This window comes from Microbispora sp. H10830 (genome assembly GCF_014161375.1).
Taxonomy (GTDB): domain Bacteria; phylum Actinomycetota; class Actinomycetes; order Streptosporangiales; family Streptosporangiaceae; genus Microbispora; species Microbispora catharanthi.
The window spans coordinates 1-1,430 of record NZ_JABBWX010000047.1; the positions used below are offsets into that span (position 1 = coordinate 1).

Here is a 1,430-nt window from a genome sequence, read left to right on the forward strand (position 1 = left end):
GGTGACGTCCCCTCGAGTGGTGTAACTCCAAGCTGTTGATGCAAGCCCCGGACATGGGGCGAGCCATCGTGTGACGGTCAGCGAGTTCCCGACCAAAGGTTCTCGCGGAGGACACCACACGATGGCTCTGGACCAGTCTGCCCTGCTCGACCTGCTGGAGTCTTTGAAAGCCTCCGACGCCGACGACGTCATCCGCCACGCGCTGCAAGCCGTCCTGCAAGCGCTCATCGAGGCGGAGGCGACCGCGATGATCGGCGCCGCCCCACACCAGCGCACCGAAGCCCGCACCACCCAGCGCAACGGCTACCGCGACCGGCTGCTGACCACCGCCGCCGGCGACCTGGAGCTCAAGATCCCCAAGCTGCGGTCCGGGTCGTTCTTCCCCTCCCTGCTGGAACGCCGCCGCCGCATCGACCAGGCGCTGTTCGCCGTGGTCATGGAGGCCTACCTGCACGGGGTCTCCACTCGCAGCGTCGACGACCTGGTCAAAGCCCTCGGCGCCGAGTCCGGCATCTCCAAAAGCGAGGTCTCGCGCATCTGCGCCGACCTGGACGGTGAGGTGGCCGCCTTCCGCGACCGGCCCCTTTCCCACACCACCTTCCCCTACGTCTTCCTCGACGCCACCTACTGCAAAGCGAGGGTGAACCACCGGGTCGTCTCCCAGGCCGTCGTCATCGCCACCGGCGTCAGCATCGACGGCCGACGGGAGATCCTCGGATTCGCCGTCGGCGACAGCGAAGACGGCGCGTTCTGGACCGCGTTCCTGCGCTCGCTGAAGGCCCGCGGCCTGAGTGGGGTGCAGCTGGCCATCTCCGACGCCCACGCCGGCCTGGTGGCTGCGTTGCGGGCGGTCTTCCTCGGCGCCTCCTGGCAAAGGTGTCGCGTTCATTTCATGCGCAACGTGCTCGCCCGGGTGCCCAAGGGTTCGGCGGAGATGGTCGCCGCAGCGATCCGCACCATCTTCGCCCAGCCCACCGCCCAGACGGTCCGCGCCCAGCTGACCACCATCGCCACCATGCTCGGCCGTCAATTCCCGATCGTGGAACAGATGCTCCTCGAGGCCACCGACGACATCACCGCGTTCGCCGACTTCCCCGCCCAGCACTGGAAGAAGATCTGGTCGACCAACCCGCTGGAACGGCTGAACCGGGAGATCAAGCGACGATCGGACGTCGTGGGCGTCTTTCCCAACCCCACCGCCCTGGGCCGCCTGGCCGGCGCCGTCCTGGCCGAACACCACGACGAATGGCAGGTCAGCGACCGCCGCTACCTGTCAGAGGGCTCCATGGCCCAACTCGCCGCCCCACCCGCAGACGATCCGGCCGAACCCCTGGCGCACACCGCCCTGGCCGCGTCATAGTCACACCAACCCACAACTCGCCGACCCCACATGATCAGCAGCGAGTTACACCACTCAGCGGGACATCACC

Annotated in this window: 1 protein-coding gene; it reads left to right on the top strand. The window is 67.8% G+C overall.

Annotated features, from left to right (window positions below):
• Nucleotides 1-121: 121 nt before the first annotated feature.
• On the top strand, nt 122-1,360 hold the full coding sequence (locus HHX35_RS42315; RefSeq protein WP_182904240.1) for an IS256 family transposase: 1,239 nt from the start codon (nt 122-124) through the stop codon (nt 1,358-1,360).
• Nucleotides 1,361-1,430: the final 70 nt, after the last annotated feature.

Coding starts and splice junctions, on each gene's coding strand:
- HHX35_RS42315 (WP_182904240.1), top strand. CDS start 122: ATGGCTCTGGACCAGTCTGCCCTGCTCGACCTGCTGGAGTCTTTGAAA.